The 24,745-nt window shown below is 55.0% G+C and carries 25 protein-coding genes and 1 pseudogene; 13 read left to right on the plus strand and 13 right to left on the minus strand.

What is annotated here, in order from left to right; genetic code table 11:
- Window positions 1-291: 291 nt before the first annotated feature.
- The 3 genes and pseudogenes from ltrA to XM38_RS20685 all read right to left on the minus strand — a co-directional run bounded on the left by ltrA (window position 292) and on the right by XM38_RS20685 (window position 3,248).
- Window positions 292-1,980: a group II intron reverse transcriptase/maturase gene (gene ltrA, locus XM38_RS20675; RefSeq protein ID WP_202978935.1), complete on the minus strand. Its 1,689-nt coding sequence runs from the start codon at window positions 1,978-1,980 to the stop codon at window positions 292-294.
- Window positions 1,981-2,676: 696 nt separating this feature from the next.
- On the minus strand, window positions 2,677-2,961 hold the full coding sequence (locus tag XM38_RS20680) for a hypothetical protein (RefSeq protein ID WP_080805900.1): 285 nt from the start codon (window positions 2,959-2,961) through the stop codon (window positions 2,677-2,679).
- Window positions 2,951-3,248, minus strand: a pseudogene (locus XM38_RS20685) (BrnT family toxin). The gene XM38_RS20680 and the pseudogene XM38_RS20685 overlap by 11 nt, the downstream one beginning before the upstream one ends.
- 411 nt (window positions 3,249-3,659) lie before the next feature.
- On the opposite strand from XM38_RS20685, the gene XM38_RS20690 reads away from it, so the two are divergent.
- The 3 genes from XM38_RS20690 (at window position 3,660) to XM38_RS20700 (ending at window position 7,483) form a co-directional block, all read left to right on the plus strand.
- Window positions 3,660-5,312 carry a Ppx/GppA phosphatase family protein gene (locus XM38_RS20690; protein ID WP_088430920.1) on the plus strand — a complete coding sequence of 551 codons (1,653 nt, stop codon included), beginning with the start codon at window positions 3,660-3,662 and terminating at the stop codon, window positions 5,310-5,312.
- A 127-nt stretch (window positions 5,313-5,439) separates the two neighbouring features.
- Window positions 5,440-6,453 (plus strand): lysylphosphatidylglycerol synthase domain-containing protein, encoded by a 1,014-nt coding sequence (locus XM38_RS20695; protein WP_080806090.1) that lies wholly within the window; start codon window positions 5,440-5,442, stop codon window positions 6,451-6,453.
- Window positions 6,454-6,469: 16 nt separating this feature from the next.
- Window positions 6,470-7,483: a glycosyltransferase family 2 protein gene (locus XM38_RS20700; protein ID WP_088430922.1), complete on the plus strand. Its 1,014-nt coding sequence runs from the start codon at window positions 6,470-6,472 to the stop codon at window positions 7,481-7,483.
- Here the strand turns inward: XM38_RS20700 and XM38_RS20705 are convergent.
- On the minus strand, window positions 7,476-8,300 hold the full coding sequence (locus XM38_RS20705) for an alpha/beta hydrolase (RefSeq protein WP_225889374.1): 825 nt from the start codon (window positions 8,298-8,300) through the stop codon (window positions 7,476-7,478). The two genes, XM38_RS20700 and XM38_RS20705, sit on opposite strands and share 8 nt — an antisense overlap.
- A gap of 511 nt (window positions 8,301-8,811) precedes the next feature.
- Between XM38_RS20705 and XM38_RS26530 the strand changes: the two genes are divergently transcribed.
- Window positions 8,812-10,842: a peptidoglycan-binding protein gene (locus XM38_RS26530; RefSeq protein WP_202978936.1), complete on the plus strand. Its 2,031-nt coding sequence runs from the start codon at window positions 8,812-8,814 to the stop codon at window positions 10,840-10,842.
- A gap of 61 nt (window positions 10,843-10,903) precedes the next feature.
- Here the strand turns inward: XM38_RS26530 and XM38_RS20720 are convergent, their stop codons facing one another.
- Complete coding sequence (locus tag XM38_RS20720) at window positions 10,904-11,356, minus strand: Hsp20/alpha crystallin family protein (RefSeq protein ID WP_080805904.1); 453 nt, start codon at window positions 11,354-11,356, stop codon at window positions 10,904-10,906.
- A gap of 469 nt (window positions 11,357-11,825) precedes the next feature.
- Between XM38_RS20720 and XM38_RS20725 the strand changes: the two genes are divergently transcribed.
- The 3 genes from XM38_RS20725 (at window position 11,826) to XM38_RS20735 (ending at window position 12,623) form a co-directional block, all read left to right on the plus strand.
- Window positions 11,826-12,041: a hypothetical protein gene (locus tag XM38_RS20725; RefSeq protein ID WP_137455195.1), complete on the plus strand. Its 216-nt coding sequence runs from the start codon at window positions 11,826-11,828 to the stop codon at window positions 12,039-12,041.
- A 104-nt stretch (window positions 12,042-12,145) separates the two neighbouring features.
- Complete coding sequence (locus tag XM38_RS20730; protein ID WP_080805905.1) at window positions 12,146-12,361, plus strand: DUF4160 domain-containing protein; 216 nt, start codon at window positions 12,146-12,148, stop codon at window positions 12,359-12,361.
- Window positions 12,339-12,623 carry a DUF2442 domain-containing protein gene (locus tag XM38_RS20735; protein WP_088430924.1) on the plus strand — a complete coding sequence of 95 codons (285 nt, stop codon included), beginning with the start codon at window positions 12,339-12,341 and terminating at the stop codon, window positions 12,621-12,623. The genes XM38_RS20730 and XM38_RS20735 overlap by 23 nt, the downstream gene beginning before the upstream one ends.
- 428 nt (window positions 12,624-13,051) lie before the next feature.
- On the opposite strand, the gene XM38_RS28270 is transcribed toward XM38_RS20735, so the two are convergent.
- Window positions 13,052-15,025, minus strand: a complete 1,974-nt coding sequence (locus XM38_RS28270) for a caspase, EACC1-associated type (protein WP_088430926.1) — start codon at window positions 15,023-15,025, stop codon at window positions 13,052-13,054.
- A 272-nt stretch (window positions 15,026-15,297) separates the two neighbouring features.
- On the opposite strand from XM38_RS28270, the gene XM38_RS20745 reads away from it, so the two are divergent.
- From XM38_RS20745 to XM38_RS20760, 4 genes are all read left to right on the plus strand, one after another.
- Complete coding sequence (locus XM38_RS20745; protein ID WP_080814365.1) at window positions 15,298-15,513, plus strand: prevent-host-death protein; 216 nt, start codon at window positions 15,298-15,300, stop codon at window positions 15,511-15,513.
- A complete protein-coding gene (locus XM38_RS20750) occupies window positions 15,510-15,812 on the plus strand; it encodes a Txe/YoeB family addiction module toxin (RefSeq protein ID WP_080806095.1) in 303 nt (100 codons plus the stop codon). Before XM38_RS20745 ends, XM38_RS20750 begins: the two co-directional genes overlap by 4 nt.
- A 146-nt stretch (window positions 15,813-15,958) precedes the next feature.
- Window positions 15,959-17,110, plus strand: a complete 1,152-nt coding sequence (locus tag XM38_RS20755; protein ID WP_088430928.1) for an XRE family transcriptional regulator — start codon at window positions 15,959-15,961, stop codon at window positions 17,108-17,110.
- Between the two features lie 7 nt (window positions 17,111-17,117).
- Window positions 17,118-17,399 (plus strand): DUF4411 family protein, encoded by a 282-nt coding sequence (locus tag XM38_RS20760; protein WP_088430930.1) that lies wholly within the window; start codon window positions 17,118-17,120, stop codon window positions 17,397-17,399.
- A 102-nt stretch (window positions 17,400-17,501) separates the two neighbouring features.
- Here the strand turns inward: XM38_RS20760 and XM38_RS20765 are convergent, their stop codons facing one another.
- The 4 genes from XM38_RS20765 to XM38_RS20780 form a co-directional block, all read right to left on the minus strand.
- Entirely contained in the window at window positions 17,502-18,083 is a 582-nt protein-coding gene (locus tag XM38_RS20765) for a Uma2 family endonuclease (RefSeq protein WP_080805915.1), read from the minus strand.
- The gene (locus XM38_RS20770; RefSeq protein WP_080805917.1) at window positions 18,080-18,475 is read right to left on the minus strand and encodes a hypothetical protein; all 396 of its coding nucleotides are present in this window, start codon (window positions 18,473-18,475) and stop codon (window positions 18,080-18,082) included. The genes XM38_RS20765 and XM38_RS20770 overlap by 4 nt, the downstream gene beginning before the upstream one ends.
- 5 nt (window positions 18,476-18,480) lie before the next feature.
- Window positions 18,481-18,672, minus strand: coding sequence for a Rho termination factor N-terminal domain-containing protein (locus XM38_RS29180; protein ID WP_137455244.1), 192 nt, complete (start codon window positions 18,670-18,672; stop codon window positions 18,481-18,483).
- A 190-nt stretch (window positions 18,673-18,862) separates the two neighbouring features.
- The gene (locus XM38_RS20780; protein WP_080805921.1) at window positions 18,863-19,765 is read right to left on the minus strand and encodes a cell division protein FtsX; all 903 of its coding nucleotides are present in this window, start codon (window positions 19,763-19,765) and stop codon (window positions 18,863-18,865) included.
- 350 nt (window positions 19,766-20,115) lie between these two features.
- Here XM38_RS20780 and XM38_RS20785 point away from each other — a divergent pair, with 350 nt between their 5' ends.
- Complete coding sequence (locus XM38_RS20785) at window positions 20,116-21,252, plus strand: esterase-like activity of phytase family protein (RefSeq protein ID WP_187329488.1); 1,137 nt, start codon at window positions 20,116-20,118, stop codon at window positions 21,250-21,252.
- An 88-nt stretch (window positions 21,253-21,340) separates the two neighbouring features.
- On the opposite strand, the gene XM38_RS20790 is transcribed toward XM38_RS20785, so the two are convergent.
- Together XM38_RS20790 and XM38_RS20795 are read right to left on the minus strand one after the other, a co-directional pair.
- Window positions 21,341-21,691 (minus strand): hypothetical protein, encoded by a 351-nt coding sequence (locus XM38_RS20790; protein WP_080805923.1) that lies wholly within the window; start codon window positions 21,689-21,691, stop codon window positions 21,341-21,343.
- 256 nt (window positions 21,692-21,947) lie between these two features.
- Window positions 21,948-22,319 carry a GNAT family N-acetyltransferase gene (locus tag XM38_RS20795; RefSeq protein ID WP_080805924.1) on the minus strand — a complete coding sequence of 124 codons (372 nt, stop codon included), beginning with the start codon at window positions 22,317-22,319 and terminating at the stop codon, window positions 21,948-21,950.
- 193 nt (window positions 22,320-22,512) lie between these two features.
- On the opposite strand from XM38_RS20795, the gene XM38_RS20800 reads away from it, so the two are divergent.
- Window positions 22,513-23,319, plus strand: a complete 807-nt coding sequence (locus XM38_RS20800; RefSeq protein ID WP_080805926.1) for an aldo/keto reductase — start codon at window positions 22,513-22,515, stop codon at window positions 23,317-23,319.
- 18 nt (window positions 23,320-23,337) lie between these two features.
- On the opposite strand, the gene XM38_RS20805 is transcribed toward XM38_RS20800, so the two are convergent.
- Window positions 23,338-24,702 (minus strand): cytochrome P450, encoded by a 1,365-nt coding sequence (locus XM38_RS20805; protein WP_080805928.1) that lies wholly within the window; start codon window positions 24,700-24,702, stop codon window positions 23,338-23,340.
- Between the last annotated feature and the right edge of the window lie 43 nt (window positions 24,703-24,745).

Consider the following 24,745-nt stretch of genomic DNA (forward strand, 5'->3'; position numbering starts at 1 on the left):
TCAAAAACAACACCTCTGCCGCGTCGGTGCAATCGAGGGCAGGGCCATCGGCTAGGACCGGGTGGTAGTTTCATAGGAGGCTGCTTCACTCAAGATATTGGCATTGAGTGCAACAATTTCGCCAACTTTAAGGAGTCGAGCCAATGAACGTTCAGGTGCGTCCTCACCAAGATCTAAGAGGCATAATTAAACTCAGCGAGGTTGTCACCAACCCCGCTGGTCTTCAAAACCGGACGTGAATCGTTTCGATTCATCCGGCTCCTCAACAGTTTGGTAGTTTTCATCTACACCTCATCGGCTATCATTAGCCGATTTTACGTCGTGACAATGACGATGAAGGAGCTGGAGATTGTTGATTTCATCCTTTCCACCTTGGGCGCGCGGGATGAAATGGTCGATTTCCAGCAAATCTCTGTCCTTAAAGAACAGATGGCAGACGGCACATTTCCCTTGTTGTCGTTTCAGCAAGCGAGCAACGCGCTGATTGACTTGAGGATGTCGTCCCATGCGGGTACTCCAGTAAATCCAGTCGGCATCAAACACTGAGCGTTGACCTTGAACCTTGATATGCCGCTGAATCGCGGTGTGACTATGTCTTGCTAAGCGTTGGATACCCTCCGGTGTGGATGCAGCAAACGTCCATCCTTCATCTCGGTCAATCAGCCAATACCGATGGGCAATCCAGTGTTGACTTTTACGAGGATGGCGATGGGTTGCCCAGTTTTTCAACTGAATATATAACCAGTTATCCAGCCCTTGGTAGGCGTGAGAACTGACTCCGGTCGAGAAGTAGTTCGACCATCCGATGATCACCGGGTTGAGGGCATCAATCAATTGAGATTGAGTCGCTGCCTGGTGCCGTTGGAGGATCTGCTTTAACTTCTGCTGATGACGTTGGATACTGGTTCGACTCGGTTGAATCAGGGTTTTGAAGCCTAGCGGGGTGCCGTAGGCATTGTGTGCCGTGTGATGTTTGCCTGCCGGAAATTGGCGCACGGTGAAACCCAAGAAATCGAATCCAATATGTCCCTCGTGCGGATGCAACGTATGGGTGATTCGAGTTTTCTCTGGGTGTAGGGTGAGACCCATTTGCGCTAGCCATTCCACCAGGATTTGTTGGCACTGCTGCACAATGGTTAGGTCGGCGTGGAACACCACAAAATCATCCGCATAGCGAATCAGATGGGGGGGTTGGATGTGCCCTTTCATTTGAGCATCCCAAGTTTTTGGAAATGCTTGTTTGATGAGGGTTTCCATACCATGTAGGGCAATATTTGCCAGTAATGGCGACAACACGCCCCCTTGAGGTGTTCCAGTGGTTGTCGCAAACCATTGTCCTTGATCCCATACCCCTGACTTCAGCCACGCCCTGATTTGGCGGCGTAGTGTCGCAAAGGTATTGATCTTGGCTAACAGCGCATCTTGATCAATTTGGTCGAAACACTTCGAGATATCGGCATCGAGCACATATTTGGCCTTCAGCAATATGCCATTGTATATCGCTTCAATTGCATCATGACATCCCCGTCCGGGTCGGAACCCGTAGGAGTTTGCTTCAAAGCGGGCTTCCCATTCTGGCTCTAGCGCCAGTTTGACCAGCGCTTGTAAGGCGCGGTCGGCGAGGGTGGGAATTCCAAGCGGGCGTTTTTCCGCTTTGCCTCCGGGTTTAGGGATCCAAACTCGGCGCGTCGGTTTTGCCCGCCCAAGGAGTCTCAGTTGACTAACCAGTTCGAGCCGTTGTTCTGGGGTGAGTGATTTAATACCATCCACCCCTGCCGTTCGCTTGCCCTGATTGTCTTGACTCACCCGTCTGACCGCTAGACTCTTAGCTGACCATGACCGGATTAACGTTTTCTGGAGTCGCCGGACTGCTTTGACATCGCCACGATGTGAGGCTTTGAATATACGCGTTTGCAGCTTAAAAACTTTCCGCTCTAGCTTTCGCCAAGGGATTGTTCTCCATTCCCTCATCAGTTTCATCAACTGTGCTTTAGACGTATTGACTGCTACTTGTACCCATTCATTCCAAACTATCGGGTCTACGTCTGCATATCCCAGACATTACTCTAGGCGTTGGCTTCTTAGACCATCTTGCTCACTCGTGGCTTGCGGTTGGCACCTACTTAGGGCATCGACCTTCCCAAAGAGCCATTAAGGAGTTACTTCGTTCCGAATCACCGTTCTTGAATCTTTAGGATGCTGCTTTCTGCCGGGTTTAGTGGGAGTGCATACAGGTCGTGAACGTAAACGCCTGCCCCATTATCCTTTGCCTTTTTGGCTCCAGCCTATCAGCCTGATTTGGCTGGGTTGATCTGACGACAGTTCAGACACAGCTTCGCTTTCGCTATCCATCGATTCATGCTCAGCATCCACCGGATGAGGCTTCCAGTTTATTGCCTTTTTACCCCGCTTTACGGATTGAGGACCAGTCGCTACCGTAGGGGTAATGCTGTTACTCCTTGCACTTGGAGAGAGGGTCTTGCACCCTCACGATGATTCAGTTGTCGAGGGTCTACCCTCGCCATCCGTCCCTGAGGACGATGCCTCATTTAGGATGAACGAATCGCACACGTTCCCAATCAGCGGCGGCAGAACACCTACGAACTTAGCACCAGCGGCTCTCGTCCGTCCGCTGCGTTGGAGTTGTTGGGTTGCTGGCTGCAACCCAGACTTAAACTAACGCCCAGTCACTTCACCTAGTGCCTCTTGAATCACGTCATCACTGACCCCATGACGCTTTAGACTCGCAATCAATGCAGATACCGTATCGCCTTCTAAACGTTCCAAGTCAGCCCGCAGTCCTTGCCCGATATAAGCACGCGCTAAAGGTTGATACCCAGAAAAACCCAGCAGAGGAGCAACTTGCTTCAAATCCTCAATCACATCTTCAGGCATACGAATGGTGATTGTTGTCATAGGACGATTCCTATCCAACCGCTTTTTCAACGCCTCAGGCTTCATAAAATTCCCGCTCCTTCCGTGTCGCTTTACGAGCTGAGAATGATCCGAATGATGTCGTTTTCCCGCTCAACGAAGACAACATACAGCAAGTTCCAGCGCCGATCTAAACCAATAACAGCATCTCGCGCTTCATCATTACGACTTGCATCAACGACCACCAGCAATGGATCGAAGAAGACTTCTGCGGCTTGCTGAAACGTAACACCGTCGTGGTTAATCGGGTTGATCCTGGCTTTTTCGTCATTCCAGACAAAAGTGATGCCATTGAGAACGAAATACACATCCATGCTTGCAGTTTAGACAGGACGTATTTACATTGTCAATACATTTTGATGCTGTTACTGGATTGGCGCGATCACTTTCAACACTCAACAGAAGTGACTTGAGTACCGTCTCACAGATAAGGAAAAGCAGCCCAACCATTGCTTAGCCTGCATTCTCCCTCTCTAATCGGTATAACACCCCTGATTAGGGTGATTAGTCAGACCTAGAGTTGAATATCACCCCTTGTGAGGGATCTTAGGCTGAAACTTTGCGGCATAAGCATCCAAAATGGGGTGTTATAGGTCACGTCCCTTGGGAAGGGAGCTCTCCAGGCAGGGGCGGATCTTGAAAACCCAGTAAAGATTGAGATCAATACTGATGATTAACCCTTACCCCGGTAGGATTGGAAACGAACCGCGAGCCTAGAAGATCCCATGGTCGACACTGCCCCTGCCCGTGTTACCGATGATCCCCTGTCTCTACCGCTGACCTCGCCGGCCGATGAGATCGGCTGCGATCGCATCTTAGCGGCCATCGACGTGGGCACCAATTCCATCCATATGGTGGTGGTCAAGATTCAACCGAGCCTCCCCACCTTCACCATCATCGACCGCGAAAAAGAAACCGTCCGCCTGGGCAACTTCTGCGAGAAGACCGGCGGGCTGAGCAAAGATGCCATGGAGCGAGCCATCGCTGCCCTGAAACGCTGCTGCGACATCGCCCACAGCCTGCAGGCAGAAGACATTGTGGCCGTGGCCACCAGTGCCGTGCGAGAGGCGAGCAACGGCACCGAGTTTCTCCGCCGGGTGAAGAACGAGGTGGGTCTGGCCATCGATCTGATCTCGGGGACCGAAGAGGCCCGCCGCATCTATTTGGGGGTGCTGTCGGGGATGGAATTCCATAGCCAGCCCCACACCATCATCGACATCGGCGGCGGCTCCACCGAATTGATCCTGGGTACCGGCGAACCCCATCGCTTCCTCAGCAGCACCAAGGTGGGGGCAGTGCGGTTAACAGGGCAGTTTATCTCCTCCAACCCCGTCAATGAGATGGAGTTTAACTGCCTGCGGGCCTATGTGCGGGGCATGCTAGAGCCACCCACCGATGATCTAAAGCGGCATTTGGCCTCCTCGGAGACCCCCAGGTTGGTGGGCACTTCCGGCACCATTGAGTGTCTGGCCGCCCTCAGCGCCCATGACCGGCTGGGCTTCGTTCCCGATCCGCTAAACGGCTACCAGATCCGCTACGACGATCTGGTGGAATTAGTCGAGCGGCTGCGGCACCTGACTTATACCGAGCGGTTGGCCCTGCCGGATATGTCGGCCCGGCGGGCAGAAATCATCGTGGCTGGGGCGGTGATCCTGCAGCAGGCCATGGAACTGCTGGGGGCAGAGGCCATCACCATCTGCGAACGGGCCCTGCGGGAAGGGCTGGTGGTGGACTGGATGCTCACCCATGGGCTGATCGAAGACCGCATGCAGTTTCAGCGCTCGGTGCGCCAGCGCAGCGTCGTGAAGACGGCCCAGAAGTACCGGGTCAACCTCACCCACGGGGAACGGGTGGCACAGTTTGCTGTCACCCTGTTTGATCAAACCCGAGAGCACCTCCATGCCTGGGGCCATCTGGAGCGGGAACTGCTCTGGGCGGCGGGCATTTTGCACAACTGTGGTCACTTCATCAGCCACTCTGCCCACCACAAGCATTCCTACTATTTAATCCGCAATGGTGAGCTCTTGGGCTACACAGAGACTGAACTGGAGACCATTGCCAATCTGGCCCGCTACCATCGCAAGAGCCCGCCCAAGAAGAAGCACAGCAATTATCGCAACCTGCCCACTAAGCACCACCGGCAGTTGGTCAGCCAACTCAGTGCCATGTTGCGGGTGGCCGTTGCCCTAGATCGGCGCAGTGTGGGTGCGATCGCAAGTCTCAACTGCCAATTCGACGCCGATGATCGCATCCTGCATCTGGTCCTTACCGCCAGCCGCTCTGGCGACGACTGCGCCTCGGAACTCTGGAACCTAGAGTATAAAAAGGCTTGCTTCCAGGAAGAATTCGACGTGAAATTACTGCCTGGGCTCATGTAACCCCGCCACCGACAATACTGTAGCCATCAAGCCCAGCTATATAGTGCCGCTGGCATGCCTAAATCCGTCTTGAAGGATAAGGTGGGTGGAGCAGGACACAGTCCTGGGTCCTATATGTATGTACTACATGGCTATCGGTTTAAAGGCCTGGATCTCTCGGCTCAAGCCCTATCTGCGCTGGCTCATTCTCGGCGGCACCTGCTTCTTTCTGGCCACGACCCTGCGCCAGCACTGGCAAGACGTATGGGCGATGCAGATTACCGCCAGAGGCTGGGCTTGTCTCACCCTGGCCCTCGGGGTCACCCTCCTGGCTCACATCTGGGCCGGTTGGGTGTGGAGCTGGATGCTGTGGGAGTTTAATCAGCCCCAACGGGGCACCTGGGGAATCTACACCTATCTCACCACCAACATTGCCAAGTATTTGCCGGGCAATATCTGGCACTTCTACGGGCGCGTACGGGCGGTTCAATCCTTAGGCGTTCCCATCGGCATTGCCATTGTCAGTGTGGTGATGGAACCCCTGTTGATGGCGGCAGCCGCCCTGATCCTGGCCCTGCTAATTATTCAGCAGCAGTGGCCCTGGTATCTATTCGGGTTAGGGGCCCTACTCATCGGCATTCATCCTCGCCTGCTGAACCCACTACTCCATCGCCTAGGGCGGGCGAAGGCAGCAGTCACCCATGCCCCAGAGGCGCCAGAACAGGTGGCCCAGAGCAACCTGCGCCGCTATCCCTGGAAGCCCCTGCTAGGAGAAATCGGCTTCGTCATGTTGAGGGGGCTGGGCTTCATTATGGCGATCGCGGCCCTGGGCCCGGTGCAGGTTAACCAGCTGTTGCTGCTGTTGAGTAGCTTTAGCCTGGCCTGGTTACTGGGCCTGATCATCCCCGGAGCCCCAGGCGGGTTAGGCGTCTTCGAAGCCACTGCAGTGGCGTTATTGCAGTCCCAACTGTCTCCCAGTCTCATCCTGGGCGGTGTCGCCTGGTATCGCCTCATCAGCATCCTGGCGGAGGCCGGTGGGGCTGGCCTGGTCTGGCTAGACAACCAAGGCAGCGGCACCTTAGCCCATCCCATGCCAGCCTTACCCCCCCAGGCCAATCCCTCGACGGCGGCCCTTTCCCCCAGCCGTGATTCAATGGAGTAGCACCGTGTCTAGCTCCATGAGATCTTCTGCCTTGGCGGCCTTGATTCCCGTTGGTCCCAACCATGATCCATCCTTGGATGTGTCGGTGGTGGTACCCATCTACAACGAATGTGACAGCCTGCCGGTCCTGGTTGACACCATCGCTCAGGCACTGCAGCCGACTGACATCGACTATGAAATTATCTGTATCGATGACGGCTCCCGGGATGGCTCGGCCGACTTACTGCGGCAGTTGGTGGGCCAACGGCGCGATCTGACGGCGGTGTTGTTGCGCCGTAACTATGGTCAGACGGCGGCGATGGCCGCTGGATTCGACCATGCTCGGGGCCGGATCATCGTCACCTTAGATGGTGACCTGCAGAATGATCCGGCTGATATTCCTAAGGTGCTGGCCAAATTGGCCGAGGGCTACGATCTGGTCAGTGGTTGGCGCCAACATCGCCAGGACCATCGCCTGACCCGGTTACTGCCGTCGAAGATCGCCAACTGGCTGATCGGGCGCGTCACGGGGGTGACGCTGCACGACTATGGCTGTGCCCTGAAGGCCTACCGGGCGGAGGTGGTGAGGGATATGAATCTCTACGGTGAATTGCACCGCTTTTTGCCGGCGCTGGCCTACATTGAGGGGGCTCGGATCGCGGAGCTGCCGGTGAGCCATCGCGCCCGCCAGTTTGGCCAGAGCAAATATGGCCTGGGGCGGACCCTGCGAGTGGTGATGGATTTGCTGACGGTCTATTTCATGAAGAAATTCCTCACCCGTCCCATGCATATCTTTGGGTCCTTTGGCCTCAGTGCCATCGTGGTTGGGGTGCTGATTGCGGTCTATCTGGCCTTCGTCAAGTTCATGGGGCAGCAGGACATTGGCGATCGGCCCCTGCTCTTTCTGGCCATTGTGTTGTTTTTGAGTGGCATCCAGCTCTTTAGCTTTGGCTTGTTAGCCGAATTACTCATGCGTACTTACCATGAGTCACAACGGCGGCCCATCTATCGAGTCCGAGAGGTGGTGGGCGCCGCAGCACCCACTAAGTAGGAGCTAGGTGCCGCTCAAAGAACTCGACCACTCGTCTGGCCACGGCTGCTCCCTGGCAATCTAACAGCATGGCATGGCCAGAGGCATCGAACCAGCCCACTTCCACCGGGGCTGGCACCTCTGCAGTGATCCAGTCGACGACGATGGCAGGGATGATGCGATCGCAATGGGAATGCACCACCAGGGTCGGCACCTGAATCTGGGGTAATTGCCGCCGAGCCTGGCGACTGAGCCGATAGAGCTGGCGCAGCGCCCAGGAATGATAGAAATCGTAGCAGGGTTGATCGAAGCTGGGCTTGGTGGCACTGGGCAGATAGAAACTGGCCCATCCCAACAGGGGAATCAATATCTCTGCCCGCAGCGGTAAGCGCAGGGCCGGGGCAGCGACGGCACAGGCATCTAGTCGGCCTTCGGCGGCCATGGTCAATGCGATCGCACCACCCATCGACAGGCCAAACATCCCCACCCGGTCATAATACTGCCGAGCCTTAGCAATTTCCTGGCGTGCCGCCTGCAGCAGCCCATCCATGGTGATCCGGGCAAACTGGCGACGTTGGTCCTGACGCTGACGATACCCATGGCCCGGCAACACCATCGTCACCGCATCCATGCCGGCTGTCACACAGTCCTTAGCCACGGGGGTGACTTCATAGGGCACCCCGGCAAAACCATGGACGCAAATCACACCACATCTCACACCACATCTACCCGGGGAATCGGCCCGCAACCAGTGGGGGTAAGCCTCCGGCATCAATACATTCTCAGCGGCCCCTAACGCCTCAAAGCCAGAAAAATAAGGGGGATCTAGCAGCATCATTAACGGTATTCGTGTCCAGCATTCAGTCAGCGACTACACCAATCCAACCTAACGAGTCGTTTCCATTCTGGGAGTTAGCTTCCTATAATTTGTCCAACTCATCTCTGTCGCAACGGTGCCTATGCTGAGACACATATGCTCAAGGAGTACCCCGTCTACAGATATTTCTGAATACATGTGCCAATATCAACATCCTCAGTGACCGGGCAGCCACCATCGAGTCACCACCATCATCCCCTCCTGGGTCAGTTAGGCCCAAACAGCTCCACAATTTGGGGCTTGGGTCCCCACTGTCCTAATCTATCGGGTCAACGCTAGCGTTGACCGTTGGCCAGACAACAGCGGTGGCCGCGATCCTCAATATCCGGTAGCCGTTTCTAGGCATTACTAGTCATGTCATCCTAGAATTTTGTGGCCACAACGCTACCCTGCCCATTCCCTAGTCCTCCCTAGCTCCCCAGTCCCTTGCAATCGTCCTCACCCTTTCGCTGCAATCTACTCGGTAAGCGCCATGGCTAACGTACCCGATCCTGCCGTCGAGCTGATTAAAACCTTTGAGGGATTTAGCCGCAATGCTTATCCAGATCCCCGCACTGGCGGCAAACCCTACACCATTGGCTGGGGCAGCACCCGCAAGAAAGATGGCAGTCCCTTCGAATTAGGCGACACCATTACCCCAGACCAAGCCGAAGAGCTGTTGCGGTGGCAGCTAGAAAATGAATTTTTACCTCCCCTAGAAAAGATTCCCACCTGGCCTACCATGAACCAGAGGCAACGGGGGGCCATTCTCAGCTTTGCCTATAACCTAGGGGCCCATTTCTATGGGGGCAATAACTTTGCCACGATCACAGAGGTTCTGAAAACCGGCAACTGGAGCAAGATTGAATCAGCCCTGGTGCTTTACCGCAATCCAGGCACTAACGTCGAGGCCGGACTGCTACGGCGACGACTCACCGAGGCCCAAGTCTTTCTAGAAGGAACCTCAGGCTTAAGTCTGAGCGCAGCCGGGAAGCGTTATCTGGCTGGGGGCCAGACCCCCCAAGAGTACTTCGAGGGACCTGCTAAAGACTATGAACCGGGGGAACGCACCCTGCTGCAATCCATGCCCTACCTGCGGGGCAAAGACGTCGTCGCCTTACAGGAGGCCTTGGTCAAAGCTGGTCACTCCATTAGTACAGACGGCATTTTCGGCCCAGCTACCAAACAGGCCGTAGAAGCCTTTCAAGCCGCCAACGGCCTGACGGTAGATGGCATCGTCGGGGACAACACTTGGTCTGCCTTGATGGACCCCGCGGCCAACTTTACCCTGCGAATTGGCCAAGATACTCTACTGAAACTGCGCCCCGAAGACGTGACCGAACTCTCCGAGGCCGAGGTTCACGCCGTCAGCAAAGGCAGCACCTATCCCCTGCACTCCTATGCCTATGCCGACCCTACTCAGGGCGATTTTAATGGCCATATCAAGGTCGCCTTTCAAGGCACAAACGTTAAGGGATTCAACACTTGGTTTGTCTACGGCGGTCACATTCAAGTCGAGAAAGACGGGGAAGTCGTCTATCCTTGGGAAGAACAACAAGCCGAGTTCATTCTCAAGATCTATCGCGATACCCTATTCAAACGTCGTCCGATTCAATCGAGCCAGCTGCCAGCCACCCAGAAACACTCAGTGGCGCAAGGCAGCCAATTTGTGCTGCATTCCTATGCCTTTCAAGACGCCCATGGCGATTTCAGCAGCCACATCAAGATCGCCCTGAAATACGAGAAAGATTTTATCAACGATCTGAGCCAGTGGTTTGTCTATGACCAGCACGCCATGGTGGAATTTGATGGACAAATTGTCTACCCGCATCTACCACGGTTGCAAGTCACCCAAGACACCATTCTGAAACGCCGACCCCTACAGTCGTCTCAGCTACCCGATAACGAGAAATACATGATTGCCAAAGGCACCAGCTTGATCCTGCACTCCTGGGCCTACCGAGATCAGCAGGGAGATTTTAACCGCCACATCAAGTTCGCCATTAAGTACGAGCAGGACTTTATCCAGAAGTTCAGTACCTGGTACGTCTACGACCAACATGCCCAGGTCCTCCTAGGAGATAAGGTCGTCTATCCCCCCGCCTTTCAGGGCAAAGCTTTCAAACTGCCTGGCAATACCAGTACCTTCTATACCGGCCAGCCTATCTTGCCCAAGGGAGACTTTACCTGGGGAGAGGCGACTAAGGAGGGAACCCGGATCCCCCCGACGGCTGACATCGTTAAAAACATCTTGGCGCTAGCCAAGCACCTGCAGCAAGCACGCGATCGCATCGGCAGTCCTTTCATCATCAACTCCTGGTATCGCACCCCAGAGGCCAACAGGGCCGCCGGCGGCCATCCCCGCAGCCTACACTTACAGGGGCAGGCCGTAGACATGGATGTACCGGGCTACAGCCCACGACAGGTAGCCAATGCCCTAATCAATACCTGGCCAGGGGGCATCTTAATCTACAGCACCCATGTTCACTTAGATACGGGCCGACGACAGGTGGTTTATATGTAAAAAGGGCGTTGCCGCAGCAACGCCCAAGGTTCCTTAAAGTAGCCTATGGAGGCCCAGTTCCTTATGAGCTAGCTGGGTTTAACTGGACCTTCACCACTTTGTTGCGTTCTTCCTCCGCCTTAGGCAAGTGTAGGGTCAAGATACCGTCTTTGTACTCGGCGCTAGCATCGGCATTCTGAACCCGTGTCGGCAGAGGAATCGTCCGCTGGAACTTACCGTAGTGAAATTCGCTGCGGACATAGCCATCCTCGTCAGTGCGTGACTCAGACTTGCGCTCACCACTTATAACGACGGCATCCGCTGCCACTTGCACATCGACATCTTCCGGCTTCATGCCAGGGAGTTCCAGCTTCAAGTCAACAGCATCGTCTGTTTCGTTGATCTCAGCTGCCGGTGCAAAAACACCATCGGTCAGCCGACCATAACGCTCAGGAGAAAAGCTGTCGAACAGTCGATTCATCTCTTTTTGCAGGTTATCAAGTTCGCGGAACGGTTCCCAACGTACCAGTGCCATATTAGTATCGCCTCCTCGCGACTAACTAGTGACCAATCCTAAATCCTAGACAAGGATATAAGAGGTTCGTACTCTCCGGATTGAGTCATTGGCAATCAGGGAAGTTCTACCCTGTTTAGTTACAGTATAGAAACAGAAAGCAAACTATTAGAGGCGGTTTTTTGTACTTCTTTAGGCGGGGTTTACCGAACCAGTTTCTCATGGATACAGACGGATACAGGCTATACCAATTCAACCCTCCGTGGTGGGGAGTTTAGTGGTGCTGGGAGGTGATGCAGTAGTCAGGTAGGGTGCACTGGTAAAATGGGACTAATCCTTACCCATCTTTCGCAATGCCTCCTGGCGATATCTGGCAACGAGCCATATCCCCGGGGTCAACGACTTGAGGCGTTGATGGAACTCGCTAAGTTGAGAAATCTTGATCTATTGGCCTTAAATCAGCAGTTTTCCTCTCAATCCCATCCCTCCAATGCCGCCTGAGTCTGACCGGGTTCCTCCCAGCCTCAGGCGCGAGGTGGCTGAGAGAGTTCAGCAGCTTTGTGAATACTGCCGTTGCCCCGGTAGGGGGGTCCTATGCTGCTTTCTCGATTCCACTGCGGTGACGGGCAAGATTGATGTGTGGGGCTGGCAAGCGACCGCCAGTGATGCCCCTGCCGCTATCCTGGAGGCCGCCTATGACAGCTAAATCTGGTTGCTAAAATGCAGTAGCGATATCACTGGCATCCGAGATTCACCGTAGTCAGATAGCACACCGATGATGCCAACAGCCTGAGCGTCACAGGTTCATCAATGCCAACCGTCCTAAAAATTGGCCCCTATCGCTTTTACTTCTTTTCTAGAGAAGAAAGCCGAGTCCACATCCATATTTCCTGTCCAGATGGCGAGGCCAAGTTTTGGCTAGAACCCGAAATCGAATTGGCCACCAATTACAAACTCTCAAGAGTGCAACTCAAGCAAATTGAAACGCTAGTTGAGGAACATTATGACGAGTTTAGAACGGCATGAAACCGTTACTTCCAAAACCGAAGTTAGCAACATTTGCGTCAATGGGATCTGGCTGCTCTGCCATGACCATGAGTATTTTCTGCCATACGAAACCTTTCCGTGGTTTGAGAATGCCCCCGTCAAACATATTTTTAACTTAGAAGAACCCCACCCTGGCCATCTCTATTGGCCAGACCTCGATGTTGATCTTTCTCTGGAGACCATCCAACACCCAGAGCGCTTTCCCCTGATCGCCAATGCCCCCCTTTCCGAAGACACATAGCCAGAAACCAGCTCTGATCTCCACCACCTGATTTACCACTAAGTCAGGTAGGGTAAGCATTGTCTGAATCTGCCCTGGGTACTCTGGAAAAGGCCACTGGGCTAGTATCCTGTCCCCATCTATGGGCATTTTCGAGTTTCCACAAATGGGTTGAAGCCGGAAGTTACTCGGTAGATTGGGCTTGCTGTTGCGATGGGAAACAGCCCAAAATTCCAAATTTTACAGATTTGGTCGGAGCGGTTGGTGAATAAGCTATTGCTGCTGAAGAGATTGGTGGGCATTGGGTCTGGAATAGGGGGTGATGCCTGTCATTGAGTCACAATGCCCACACTACACTTCTAAAATGCCGAAAAATTTGAACCGCCTGCGGCGGTGGGGAAAGAGAAAAGACTGAAGTGGATAGTGCAAAAGTACTATAGAGAAAAGGGTTACGGTAGAGTCCTTGGGGGAGAACAGACAACGCGGAACCCGATGCTGCCGTACTGATTGTCCGGGTAGTACCTGAGGCGGCTAGCAGACCGGCAGTACCGAGGAAAGGCGCCCCAAGAACCACCCCGCAGCACCCGGCGGTCTTGATCGCCTCCCTTTAGCCAGGCAGAGCCATCCGTAGGGGCTCCTTCATAGCTACTGTGCCAGACATCCTGGCACCACTCCCAGACATTGCCATGCATGTCGTAGAGGCCGAAGGCGTTGGGGGGAAAGCGGCCGACCTCGGTGGTCTTTTGGCGATAGGTGCCTTTGGGGCCGGAGCCATAGGTATAGTTGCCGTTATAATTCGCCAGGTCCGGCGTGATCGTCTCACCAAAATGAAATGGGGTGGTGGTGCCAGCCCGGCAGGCATATTCCCACTCGGCTTCACTGGGCAGGCGGTAGGTGCGGCCCGTCTGCTCCGACAGCTTCTGACAGAAGGCCACGGCGTCTTCCCAGGACACCTTCTCCACCGGGCGATTCTCACCCTTGAACTTGCTGGGATTTTTGCCCGTGACGGCTTGATATTGCGCCTGCGTCACCGGAAACTTGCCCATCCAAAACTCAGGCACTTGCACTCGATGTTGAGGTCCTTCGTCGTCACTTCGACCTTCCTCATCTGCGGGCGCTCCCATCAAAAATTCGCCAGCGGGAATGGACACCAGTTCCAGGGTGATGCCGCTGCCCAGATCTTCGCTGCGATATTCAGCCTTTCCCTGGCGGCGCTCGGTGATGTTGCCCTGGGCATCCACCGTCACCGTCTCAAACTCGAAGGTGGGGGCTTCATTTTTTGAGGGGGCCGGAGGAGCAGGTGATGTCGCTGGTTGCAATGGCTGAGGTCCTCGTAAGAGAGCTTCAACCACAGGAAACTCTTTGTCTACCTGCTTAATCACCGGCTGCAAGTCCTCATCCCGCAGGTTTAGCGATGTCTGAAGCCGTTTCAGCACCCTGATGGCTGGCTCATCCAGGGGAAACGTCATCTCAATTTCTTCCCGCAGAGCAGCTTCGTATTCGGCTAAGTTCGCTGCCTTTTCTTGGAAGGGTCTTAGCACTGAGGCTTCGATGGTTGCAGCCGCGTCAGCGCTGAGGTTTAGGACTTGCCGTTTTTGTTTTAGGACTCGGCGGCCAGCCCCAAAAATCTTGCCCCCGCGAACGACCGACTGCACCTCTTTGCGGTAAAGTTGCTCGGCGTCAATCACCGCCTTGGCCACGAGGATATCGCGGCCCTGCTTGGCGTTGAAAATCACCGGTTCCATGGCTGGGGCGGCGGCGCGGACGCTGGCGCGCACATAGTCATGCCAATCACCCACGGAAATAGCTGCTTTGGCTTCCGGGGCGGCCCCCCCGGTTTTGAGCCCTTCTACCAAATAGCGGGTGTAGACCGAGAGGGGTTCTCCTTCTTGTTCCAGGGCATAGCGGGTAGAGGTGGAGGCCGCCAACACACACCAGCCCTTGCCGCCCAACTGGGTTTCGACATCGATGCGGCTGTCATCCATGCCCAGAAAGCCCTCGGCGAAGGCGGCCCCAAAGCAACAGTCCAGAATCACGACTTTGCGCTGGGCTACGGAGTTATTGATGACTCGTTTGATAAACTCGGCTTCCAGGGCGGTCCCGGCATTGATGCGGCCATTCTCGAAGAGCTGAGAGTCGGCCGTGGTGAGATAAAACTCTCCCGACATGTCTTTGATGCCATGGCCAGTGAAATAGAGCAACCCTAAATCCGGCTGGGAGAGCTGGTTGAAGACTTCGGCAATGCGACGACGGGCCGTGCCCACATCGGGGTTGCGCAGCGGTATCACCTGATCGAAACCGCCGATATGGTTATCCTCCAGGACCTGCCTCAGGGCCTCGACACCATTGATGGGGCAGTTGAGAGGGGGTAAACCTTTGCCGTATTTCCCTACCCCGATCAATAGTGCGATTTTGCGTCCCATGCCTGCTGCGCTAGTCTTTGGTGAGTTCTTTGGCCGCTGCCACTAGTGTATCCAGAGTATTGTCGAGATCTTCCGGACAGAGGCTTTTAACCTGGCTTGATGACCTCAATGGCCGTCTCTAGCAGATCAACCTTGAAGCCCCAGGCAATAATGCCTATGACTGGGCTGCAATGCCCACCTACACGACTTCTAGCCGCAAGGGCAGGACTCATGCACTGTCGCCCGCCTGAAATGATAGCTATCATCCTAGGAGACGGGTTACGAAATCAACTATGGTAGATGACTCAAAGGTTCAGTACATTTCTGACGAACAGGGTGAGGTGACCGGGGTTATCTTACCGATTCAGCTTTGGCAAAGCATTCTTGGCGAGCTTGAAACCCAACATCTGTTAAAGAGTGACACGATGCGGCAGCGCCTACTAGACGCTAAACAGCGATCAGAGGGAATAGCCTTTGAAACCGCGTTGACTCAGCTAGGTCTGGAATGAAGCCTATTGAGTTTGACCCGAATGCCTTCGAAGACCTAGCTTGGTGGATTCAGCAAGATCGTAAAATCGCTCTTCGTATTATTAAATTGATTAGAGAGATTCAGCGCACGCCATTTATAGGCACTGGAAAACCAGAACCTCTGAAACATGAGTTAAAAGGATGCTGGTCTCGACGTATTACCCAAGAACATCGCCTTGTCTATGAAGTAGGCAAAGAGCATACAGCATTTCCTTACTGGGTGAGGTACAGCCTATCTCCTGATATCAAGGGTTTCATAGTCATCCGTGTACCTCACTAGCTTCAAAAACGCTGTATTCGCATCTTGGAATGCCTACCCTACGTTGTCTTCAAAGCGCAGTAATTAGAGCGACAATATTAGTAAGATCGCTGGCACTATATTTTCACGGTTAACTGCCCTGAGTCAGCCTTACCGCCTGCTAAGTTATGAAGATCAGCCTGCAACCGACACTTTTGCGCTGGGCGCGAGAACGCGCCGGCATGAGTGTAGACGTGTTGGCTAAGAAAATGAGCGTCAAGCCAGAGCGGATCACAGGCTGGGAAGCAAGCGGAGAGCTGACCTTCAAGCAAGCCCAGAAGCTAGCAGATATAACCCATACACCTTTTGGTTATCTTTATCTTCCAGAGCCGCCTCGAGAGACCCTCTCCATTCCCGACTTCCGCACCCTCCGAAATGAGGAAATGCGGCGGCCCAGTCCCGATCTGCTCGAGATTCTGAATCAGGCTCAACAAATTCAGAGTTGGTTTCGCGATGAATTGCTCGCCCGAGGTGAAACCCCCTTGTCCTTTGTGGGTAGTTTGCCTGTGGACATATCGATTAAAGCAGCGGCTGATCGCATCCGCGAGGTGATCAACTTTGAAGCCAGTCGAGATGCTCGTCCCTGGGAGGATGCACTCAAGCTGCAAACCGAGCAAATTGAGTCCACAGGCGTGTTGGTTATGCGGAACAGCGTTGTCGGCGCCAATAATTGCCGCAAGCTTTCTGTAGATGAATTTCGGGGCTTTGCGCTGTCTGATGACTATGCGCCTCTGATCTTCATCAATTCTAGCGACTCTAAAGGAGCCCAGATATTTACCCTGGCCCATAAACTAGTGCATATTTGGGTGGGCGTATCTGGCATTTCTAACTTCGATAAAACCTATGCCGACCATGACGACCTTGAACGATTCTGTAACCAGGTTGCTGCTGAGTTACTTGTCCCAGCCGCTGAATTAAGAGATGCCTGGGCTGAGGCAGCGTCTCAAGAAGATTGGTTGCAACCTTTGACTCAGCGTTTCAAGGTCAGCACCCTGGTGGTTTTGCGCCGATTAAACGACCAAGAATTGATTTCTAACAGTACCTTCCAGCAGCGTTATCAAGCTGAGCAGGAACGCTTTCAGGTCTCTGCTAATGAGCAAACAGGCGGAGGAGACTTTTATCGCACGCAAATCTCTCGGTTTAGTAATCAATTTCTCATGGCCTTGGTGGAGAGCACCTTAGAGGGGCGTACCCCTTATCGAGATGCACTTAGGCTACTCAAGCTATCTAAGGTCGAAACCTTTAAGCAGCTTGCAAGGGAACTTTCGGTCTCTGTCTAATACTCCAATGGCCTATCTCCTCGACACCAATATATTTATTCAAGCCAAGAATGATTATTACGGCTTTGACCTGTGTCCGGGATTTTGGGCTTGGTTAGAGCAGCAGAATGAAGCAAATACGGTGTTTACCCATGAAGTCTTCAATCCTAGGCAACCGGGACGTCGAAAGATCAAAATTCCAGCGGTCTGCCATACTTTTGAAGTTCCCTATATCCGAATTTTTGAGATGTTACGTAAAGAGGGAGCCTTGTTTGTCTTAGAGGCTGCTTTAAAGCCTGAGAGACAGTAAAAAAGCTCACACGGTATAGGCTGCTCAAGAGATTGTTCGGCATTAGATCTGGGATAAGTCGTGATGCATATGACTGAGACGCGTAGCTCAGCCTACGCCACTCTAAGCGGCCCAGAGCAGCGATAGGGATACCATAAATTCGGGCAGAACGGCTTCCCCAGATAATTGCTCAGGATTGTCTAATACTTCGATGGTGCCGCCCTCACGAAAAATGCCAACCCGGCGCTGTTGAGGATCGATGAGCCAACCCAGGCGAGTGCCGTTGGCCTGATATTCCTGTAGCTTGGCATAGCCATCTTGCCAGCGATCGCTGGGCGACAGCAGCTCCACCGCAAAGTCAGGGCACAGGGGCAAGAACCGCTGGCGCTGATCTGGGGTGAGCTCGTCCCAGCGGTGGTGAGGAATCCAGGCGGCATCGGGTGAGCGGATAGCGCCATTGGGCAGCACAAACCCGGTGGAGGAGTCAAAGGTGACGCCCAGCTGCGTTCGGCGATTCCACAGGTTCAGTTCTGCGTTCAAATCGGAGCTGCGCTTGCCGGTTTCTCCCCCCGTCGGTGGCATGATGATCAACTCTCCAGTGGCCGTCCGCTCCAGCTGCACATCAGGATTGTGGGCACAGAGCCGCAGGAACTGATCATCGGTCAGTTGCACCACCGAATTGAGATTCAAGGTCAGCGTGCTCATGGGGAATCGTTGGCCAAATCTTGGGCCGCTGCCACTAGTTTATCCAGGGTGGCATCGAGATCCGCTGGGCGCAGGTTTTTAACGCTAATGGATTTGCCTCCGGCCTCTAGGGTGAACTCGATGGGCTTTCCCGGCAGGCGGGCCTGGACATCCTGGCCCAGGGCCTTAATCCCCTCGATGGTGATCTCGGCGGTGAGAATGCTCCACAGCCAAGCAGCAACTCCCATGCCGCCAGCGGGTACTTGGGGGTCGGCCACCCGGTTGATCTGGTCCACCTCGTCTAGCTGGCTGAGATCTTGAAAGAGGCTGGTGGTGATGGTTTCTTGGTGGTCTAGGGGCACATCAGCCATGCCTTGACGCCAGTCGATGGTTAACCTCACCCGCTTAGCCATGGGTTTTAGCTCCGTGCTTGATAGTCAGGGGACTGTGCCAGGCTCAAGCTAGCATTTTGCTTAGTGTAGAGCCACCTAGCTGTCAATAACTCCACTAAGTCAGCTTTCTTTACTTTGGAATAGCCAGCCAGCTGATGCTGCTTTGCCATTTGCCGTAACTGCTGCGTGCTAAATGATTCCAGGAGTTTAGCCCGGATATCTCACGAGAGAAGAGGAATCGGGGGTCATGCAATCTAAGTTGCTGTCTTAGCGTAACCTCATCCAGCTCAATCGCCATTGACGCGCCAACCGACGGTCTCTCCACTTTTCAAGCCGGTTCCAGCATTCAAAGTCGTATCAAGGCACTTTTTTAGAGTTATCCGCAGCCGGCAGAGGTTTTGTCAGTGCTTACCGCAGGGCAAACTTGCGCACGGCGAGCAGACTGCCCATCAGTCCCACGATGCTGCCTAGAGAAAACAGGGACACTGGCAATAGCAGGGATTGCTGGACGGTGAGTTGCAGGCCATTGACCAGGAATTGCACGAAATCTGGCTGCTGGGCCACTAGTTCCTCAATAAATCGATGGATCCCCAACAAACAGCCCCAGGAAATGCCGGCGCCGACGATACCAAAGCAGGCCCCTTGCAGGATGAATGGCAAGTAAATCCAAGCGGCGGTGGCGCCGACCAGCTGCATCACTTCGATCTCACGGCGGCGGGCCAACACGATCAGGCGAATTGTGGTGGTGATGACGGCCATGGCGGTGAGGCTAAGCAGGGTAATCACGCCAATGCTGACCCAGCGCAATCCTTGATTTAGTTGGGCCAGGCGCTGGACGGCTTCGTCGATGTAGCTAACCTCATCCACCCCTTGCAGAGTCGTCAGTTGGTCGGCCAGGGCGGGGACATCCTCGGAAGAGCGGGCCTTGACCTTGAGCTCATCCACTAAGGGATTGCCATTGAGTTGTTCGGTGGCCCCTTCGATGTCGGCAAGGCCCAGGTCGTCTACTAGGGCTTCCCAGGCCTCCTCTTTGCTGACAGTGGTCACTTGCATCACCTCGGGCATGGCCTCTACCGTGGGACGCAGGGTATCCGCCGGGATGCCGCTCTCTAAATAGGCAGAGACTTCTAATTGGCTGCCGAATTGGTTGAGCAGGCTTTCCAGCTGCCAGGTGGATTGCAGGCTGATGCCGAAGAGGAACAGCAGCACCGTAATCGTACTGACGGCGGCCCAATTCATCCAACCACCCCGGCGCAGGCCTAGGAGGGTTTCCCGTAGCAAATAGTCAAGCTTGGTGAAGAATTTGAGCATAGTGGGCTGGGGCCGATAATGGCAGGACCAAGACGCTAGATGTAGAGAATCTGGTCTACGCTAGGCGTCTGCTCTAAGGCTTGTCAAGTCATGTTAGTAATTAGTAATCAGAAGCGCAGAGTGCTGATGTATCCGGGAATTGGCAGGCTGGGGAAGCCAGGGGAGAGCCGGTCAGGTACACTGCGATTGATGGCTATAATACCGATTTTCTGCGCTGCGACTATACAGTCTACGCCCTGACTCCAAGCGATCCACGGGCGGAGCTCACGTGAGAAATGGTATGGCTTGCTGACCTGGCTGGGAGACTGCCCAGTGATGTCATTGACCTGAGATAAGGGAAAGGGGTATCCATGGTCCGACTGCGTTCCGTTCTGGTGCTGTGCCTGGCCTTAGCCCTGGTGTGTCTGAGCAGCTGTAGTTTACCTAGAGTCAGCGCCGAGGAGCGGTTGTTTCTCGATCTCTCCACCGAGTTACTCGATGTCTATGAACTGCCGACACAAATGGTTCAGGGGGTGCCTTTAGGGGGGCTCTCGGCGTTGGCCTATGATGCCCAGACCGATCGCCTCTATGCCCTCTGCGATGATCGGCAACGGCCGCGGCTCTATGTCCTGTCTCTGTCGGTAAATAAGGATGCCCGGGGGCAGCCCCGGTTGGCGCAAGTTGCGATCGCAAATGTGATCTTCCTGAAAAACTCAGACGGAGAACCCTACCCGGCCAATACCGTTGATCCAGAAGGATTGGCCCTCTCACCTCGCCAGACCGTCTTCATCACCAGCGAGGGAGTACCCGCCACTAACTCTCCCCCCTTCATCGCTGAATTCAACCGTGACGGCCAAGCCCTGACCTCCTTTCGCCTGCCCGATCGCTTCCTGCCAGACGACCCGCAACAACCGACCCGAGGGGTGCAGGAGAACCTGGGTCTAGAGGCCCTGACCCTCAACGCTGTCCCCAGTCCGATGGGCATGGTAGACCCCTTTCGCCTATTCACCGCCAGCGAATCGGCCCTGGTGCAAGACTATGACGACGACCCCAGCCATGCCCTCAACAGCCGCTTCTTGCATTACCTCATCGGGCCAGAGCAAGCAACCCTGCTGGCCGAACACCTCTATCCCCTAGAGCTCGAACCCCAAGGCGCCATCGTCAACGGCCTCACCGAGTTGCTGGCCCTAGATCAAGGCGGCCATTTCCTGGCGCTGGAGCGGTCCTTTGGCCTGAAGGGGTTTCAGAACCAGCTGTTTCAAATGGCCATAGGCGGGGCCACCGATACCTCGACCATGGCCAGTCTGGATGGCGTCGGTGATTCGATTCGGCTGATTCGTAAGCGGCTCCTATTCGATTTCGCCACGATAGACGGGCCCCAGGATAACCTAGAGGGCATGAGCCTAGGCCCCCGGCTCCCAGATGGCAGCCGCAGTCTGCTGCTGGTCAGTGATGACAATTTCAATGCCGACCAGGCCACGCTGCTGTTTTTGTTCCGGCTGCAGTAGCCCCGGGCCATGACAATGCCCCCGGCCAGGGAAACCGGGGGCGTTTAGGGTGACTCAACTCTGCCATCACCCTAGCTTTAGAACAGGGTTAGGCTTGCTCGAGAGTGTCTTGGCGCAGCTGATCGAAGTCGACAGCGTCTTTGTCCAGGTTTTCCTGCCGCAGCTGGTCGAAGTCCACCTTGCCAGACTTGTTGAGGTTTTCCTGGCGGATCTCGTCGAAATCGACGGCGTCTTTGTCCAGGTTTTCGCGGCGTAGCTGGTCGAAGTCGACTTTGCCGGACTTATCCAGGTTTTCCTGGCGGATCTCGTCGAAGTTGACGGCATCCTTCTCTAGATTTTCCCGCCGCAGCTGGTCGAAGTCGGGGGCGGCGTAGCTAGCTGGGGCCGCCACAATGCCAAGGGTGGTGACTGCCAGGAGAGATAAGGCAAAGCGTTTCATGGTCATTGCTCCTTCAGGTGTGTTCAACGAATCAATCATCTTGAGTCCTATAGTGATGGGGGCACCTGAAGGGTCTCTGACCGCTACCTAAGCGGTCGATAAGGGATTTCTGAGAAAGCTGAAAACCAGCCGGGAAAGGGCTGAATCACAGTGCCCAGGGAACTGAGAAGCATCACCGGCCCGAGGCTCAGGCATCTGAAGCGCATCAACAAGCATGATAGATAAAGGAATCTACCTCCTCCTCAGCGCCGATCGTCTAGGGCATAGACATCGGGTCGGCAGAAATCCAAGTGCGGCGGTTGATGCACTGACTAAACTGGTCCATCGTTGCTGCCATCAACTGAGAGGCCACCCCCTGATTCCAATAGTCGGGATGCACGGTCAGCGGACCAAAGTTGCCCAGGCTGCCCCAGCGGGTCAGAAAGTTGCCGCCGATGAGCCGTCCTTGATGCTTTGCCGCAATGGCAACGCCAGGCTCAAGGTGCCAGCGGTGCATATAGCCGGCATCCCCAAACATATGTCGGGGCTCTGCCAGGCCGGCAGCAGTGCCGAAGGCCAGCCGAAAGATGTGGTCGGCCTGGGGTAACTCTTCCCGCTGTAAAGGACAAATAGTAATCGCTAGGCTCATGGTTTGGCATGATGGGGTTGATGGCGCTGCCTAGACAACGCCTGAGAGAACATTTGGAAACTCGGCTGAAAGGCCTGTAAGGTAGGCGTTTTAGAGCGTATGGCTCCGTTGGCCAGAAGCCAGTCTGGAGCAAGGTTGCAGGGTCTTTCCAAATATCCTCTGATTCAGAGTTAACAATACCTAGTTGCTGTCCATGCAGATTCAGACAATTCAGGGCCAACCCGCCAGTATCCTAGGCTTGGCAGGCCAAGAGCCAATGGAGTCAGGCTGTGTCGATCTGGCCTGGCAGGCTGGGGTCAACTACTTCTTTTCCTATGACCTGGGTGATAGCCCCCTGCTCAGGGACTTGCACCAGCTACTGAAGCAGCATCGTGAGCAGGCTATCGTGGCCACGGGCAGTGAACGCCGGGAACTGAAGTCTTGGCAAACGTATATCGAACAGGTACGGCAGACCCTAGCCATCGATACCGTCGACATTCTCTTCGCCGAGTATGTGTCCCCCGCCGATGACTGGCAGCAGGTCATGACGCTGCTGGAGCAGCTGTACGAGTGGAAAGCCGCCGGTCTGATCCGCTATGTCGGCGTCACTACCCACACCCGTGCCATCGCCCAGCGGTTGCTCCAGGAATCTCGCTGTGATGTGCTGATGCATCGCTACAACATGGCCCACCGCAAGGCCGAAGCAGCGGTCCTGCCAGCGGCGCTGGCAGCCGATATTCCCGTCGTCGCTTTTACCAGTACCCGCTGGGGCACCCTGCTGCAGGGCCATCCCGCCTGGCCTACCGATCCTCCGACGGCGGCTGACTGCTATCGTTTCGGGCTGCATCAGCCCGCCATTCGGCTGGTGCTGACGGCACCCAAGACCCGCGACGACCTGGAGGCGAATCTGGCTGTCCTAGAGGCGCCTTCCTTGTCGGCTGAAGAGGTGGCTCACTGGCAACGGTACGGCGATCTAGTCTATGGCCAGGGGCAAGATGCCTTTGAGACCAATTGGCCCTGATGTTAACACCGGCATAGGCTACACCAGGGCCGAGGCCACTGGAGTGCGCCTGCCTGCAAACACCATATCGACCCCGCCCTTCATGCCCAGGGTGACACCACGGCGCTCAGGCACCACCGGCTGATCACTGCTTAGGGACAGGTCAAATTCAGCCAGCAGGGTGCCCAAGACAATCTTCAATTCATACATGGCCAAGGCGGCACCGACACAGCGCCGGGCACCGGCCCCAAAAGGCATGAACTCAAAGGCGGAGTACTGTCGCTCTAGGAAGCGCTGCGGTCGAAACTGCTGGGGCTGGGGATAGAGATCCTCTCGATGGTGCAGTAGATAGATACACCCCATCAGGGTGGTGCCGGGCTCCAGGGAGTGGCCTAGGAGGTCCGCCGGTTGTTCTAGTCGTCGGGCAAAGGTCAGCAGAGCCACAGGATAGATGCGCAGGGTTTCCTTACAGACGGCCTCCAGATAGGGTAGTTTCGTCAGTTGCAACGGATGATCAGTGGCGTTGGCCTCAGCAATCTCCTCTCGAATACGAGCCTTAATGGCTGGATCGCGATGGCTCCAGTACAAGGCCCAGGCCAGGGCGGTTGCCGTCGTTTCATGGCCGGCCACCAGCAGGGTCATCAACTCATCCCGCAATTCCTCATCGCTGAGACCGTTGCCATCCTCATTCCGGGCCTGCAGTAATAGGGAAAGGATGTCGTTGCGGTCTGCCGCCAACGCCTGGCGGCGCTCGCGAATCTCGGCATAGAGGAGATCATCGATCTCGCCGGCCAGGGCCAGGGCCCGTCCTCCTGGGCTCCAGGGCCCGAGATCGGTCCGCAAAATTGGGAAGAACAGCAGGGTAGAGGCCAAGGGCTTGCTGGCCATATCTAGGCGCTGGGCCAAGAGTGTTTGTAAACGCTGGTAGCGGTCCCCCTGGTGCAGGCCAAATACAGCCTGTAAGATCACCCGCATGGTGATTTTCTGCATCAGTTTGCGAGCCTGGAAGGGAGTTTGGGGAGAGAAGCCGATCATGGCCTCTCGGGTGATATCACGAATTAAGTCGGCGTAGACCTTCAGGCGCTCCCCATGGAAGGGCGGCATCACCAGCTGGCGTCGTTGGCGATGGGCTTGGCCACTAAGCAGCATCAGAGAATTCCCCCCCAGCAGCGGCCTGAGAATCTCGTTAGTCTCTCCTGGAGCCGTGAAGATACCGTTGGTATCGTTGGTCAGCAGGAAGCGAATCGCCTCGGGATGGCTGACAAAGACGGTGTTGTAGAGCCCCCGAGCCCGAAACAGATCACCATAACGGTGACCATTGGTCTCCATGTAGGCCAAGGGTCTGAAGATCCAATTGAGCATTTGCAGCAGTTTAGGGGTGGCAGATGCGGGGAGAGTACTCATGGTCACGGCCTGAACGAGCTATCCCTTTCATTGTGGCTCAACT

Source organism: Halomicronema hongdechloris C2206, from assembly GCF_002075285.3.
Lineage (GTDB): Bacteria > Cyanobacteriota > Cyanobacteriia > Phormidesmidales > Phormidesmidaceae > Halomicronema_B > Halomicronema_B hongdechloris.

Coding starts and splice junctions, on each gene's coding strand:
- XM38_RS20705 (WP_225889374.1), bottom strand. CDS start 8,300: ATGATGCTGCTAGATCCCCCTTATTTTTCTGGCTTTGAGGCGTTAGGG.
- XM38_RS20795 (WP_080805924.1), bottom strand. CDS start 22,319: ATGAGCCTAGCGATTACTATTTGTCCTTTACAGCGGGAAGAGTTACCC.
- XM38_RS20745 (WP_080814365.1), top strand. CDS start 15,298: ATGGTAGATGACTCAAAGGTTCAGTACATTTCTGACGAACAGGGTGAG.
- XM38_RS20790 (WP_080805923.1), bottom strand. CDS start 21,691: ATGAAACGCTTTGCCTTATCTCTCCTGGCAGTCACCACCCTTGGCATT.
- XM38_RS20690 (WP_088430920.1), top strand. CDS start 3,660: ATGGTCGACACTGCCCCTGCCCGTGTTACCGATGATCCCCTGTCTCTA.
- XM38_RS20750 (WP_080806095.1), top strand. CDS start 15,510: ATGAAGCCTATTGAGTTTGACCCGAATGCCTTCGAAGACCTAGCTTGG.
- XM38_RS20695 (WP_080806090.1), top strand. CDS start 5,440: ATGGCTATCGGTTTAAAGGCCTGGATCTCTCGGCTCAAGCCCTATCTG.
- XM38_RS20680 (WP_080805900.1), bottom strand. CDS start 2,961: ATGAAGCCTGAGGCGTTGAAAAAGCGGTTGGATAGGAATCGTCCTATG.
- XM38_RS20785 (WP_187329488.1), top strand. CDS start 20,116: ATGGTCCGACTGCGTTCCGTTCTGGTGCTGTGCCTGGCCTTAGCCCTG.
- XM38_RS20765 (WP_080805915.1), bottom strand. CDS start 18,083: ATGAGCACGCTGACCTTGAATCTCAATTCGGTGGTGCAACTGACCGAT.
- XM38_RS20760 (WP_088430930.1), top strand. CDS start 17,118: ATGGCCTATCTCCTCGACACCAATATATTTATTCAAGCCAAGAATGAT.
- XM38_RS28270 (WP_088430926.1), bottom strand. CDS start 15,025: ATGGGACGCAAAATCGCACTATTGATCGGGGTAGGGAAATACGGCAAA.
- XM38_RS20735 (WP_088430924.1), top strand. CDS start 12,339: ATGACGAGTTTAGAACGGCATGAAACCGTTACTTCCAAAACCGAAGTT.
- XM38_RS20725 (WP_137455195.1), top strand. CDS start 11,826: ATGCCGCCTGAGTCTGACCGGGTTCCTCCCAGCCTCAGGCGCGAGGTG.
- XM38_RS20780 (WP_080805921.1), bottom strand. CDS start 19,765: ATGCTCAAATTCTTCACCAAGCTTGACTATTTGCTACGGGAAACCCTC.
- XM38_RS20755 (WP_088430928.1), top strand. CDS start 15,959: ATGAAGATCAGCCTGCAACCGACACTTTTGCGCTGGGCGCGAGAACGC.
- XM38_RS20800 (WP_080805926.1), top strand. CDS start 22,513: ATGCAGATTCAGACAATTCAGGGCCAACCCGCCAGTATCCTAGGCTTG.
- XM38_RS20805 (WP_080805928.1), bottom strand. CDS start 24,702: ATGAGTACTCTCCCCGCATCTGCCACCCCTAAACTGCTGCAAATGCTC.
- XM38_RS26530 (WP_202978936.1), top strand. CDS start 8,812: ATGGCTAACGTACCCGATCCTGCCGTCGAGCTGATTAAAACCTTTGAG.
- XM38_RS20770 (WP_080805917.1), bottom strand. CDS start 18,475: ATGGCTAAGCGGGTGAGGTTAACCATCGACTGGCGTCAAGGCATGGCT.
- XM38_RS20720 (WP_080805904.1), bottom strand. CDS start 11,356: ATGGCACTGGTACGTTGGGAACCGTTCCGCGAACTTGATAACCTGCAA.
- XM38_RS20700 (WP_088430922.1), top strand. CDS start 6,470: ATGAGATCTTCTGCCTTGGCGGCCTTGATTCCCGTTGGTCCCAACCAT.
- XM38_RS20730 (WP_080805905.1), top strand. CDS start 12,146: ATGCCAACCGTCCTAAAAATTGGCCCCTATCGCTTTTACTTCTTTTCT.
- ltrA (WP_202978935.1), bottom strand. CDS start 1,980: ATGAAACTGATGAGGGAATGGAGAACAATCCCTTGGCGAAAGCTAGAG.